The organism is Herbiconiux daphne, from assembly GCF_024979295.1.
In the GTDB taxonomy this organism is placed as follows: domain Bacteria; phylum Actinomycetota; class Actinomycetes; order Actinomycetales; family Microbacteriaceae; genus Herbiconiux; species Herbiconiux daphnes.
This window is the reverse complement of the sequence record NZ_JANLCJ010000455.1, coordinates 1-660: the sequence shown is the minus strand read 5'-3', so window position 1 is coordinate 660 and position 660 is coordinate 1. Positions and strand designations below refer to the sequence as shown.

The following is a 660-nucleotide window of genomic DNA, read 5'->3' as shown; positions in this document are numbered from 1 at the left end:
GGGGCTTGAACAATATTCGTTCACAAGGTGGCTTACTATTATCACGGCTCGATAATAATAAAAGGCACTCAGCGAATGCCTTTGATATTACGCCGATTAATAAGCGTGGAAGTTGCCATAGGCGTCGTAATAACCTTTCACACCGTCTTGATAGACAACACCGTTGTTGTCCATAGTCTGATGTTTGCCGTGATGATGGTGACGGCTCTGGTTATAACGATACTGCTCCTGCTCTTTCTGCTCTTCGGTCTGGTAACCATTCTGACCATAAGCAGCGTCATGAGCATTCTGTAAAGCCTGGCCCATGCTAGCACCCAGAATAGCAGCACGATCCTGGCTATTCAGTGGACGACCAGCACAGCCAGACAGAGAAGCTGTAGCTACAACAATACCTAATACAATTGCAATCTTTTTCATTAGAACAGATGTCCTATATAAGCCCCGATAGCAGCACCAGCGGTGGCTGAAGTTACTGCTACTGTAGTTACAACAGAGGTCATATCCACAGTAGCAAAGATTGGTATAGCGAACAGGAATGGCATTACCAGTGATACCCTACGCCAATGTTGAAAGTGGATGCTGCTGAACCTTTAAATTCAACATCATCAAACTGGTAGTTATCAGACAGAGCAACACCCTTAGCAGAACCACTAACACCAG

1 protein-coding gene is annotated in these 660 nt (G+C 45.3%); it reads right to left on the bottom strand.

Annotated features, from left to right (window positions below):
• Window positions 1-96: 96 nt before the first annotated feature.
• The gene (locus N1032_RS25820) at window positions 97-417 is read right to left on the bottom strand and encodes a hypothetical protein (protein WP_259543472.1); all 321 of its coding nucleotides are present in this window, start codon (window positions 415-417) and stop codon (window positions 97-99) included.
• Between the last annotated feature and the right edge of the window lie 243 nt (window positions 418-660).

Excerpts from the sequence above, each read along its gene's own strand:
- N1032_RS25820 (WP_259543472.1), bottom strand. The coding sequence starts at position 417 with ATGAAAAAGATTGCAATTGTATTAGGTATTGTTGTAGCTACAGCTTCT.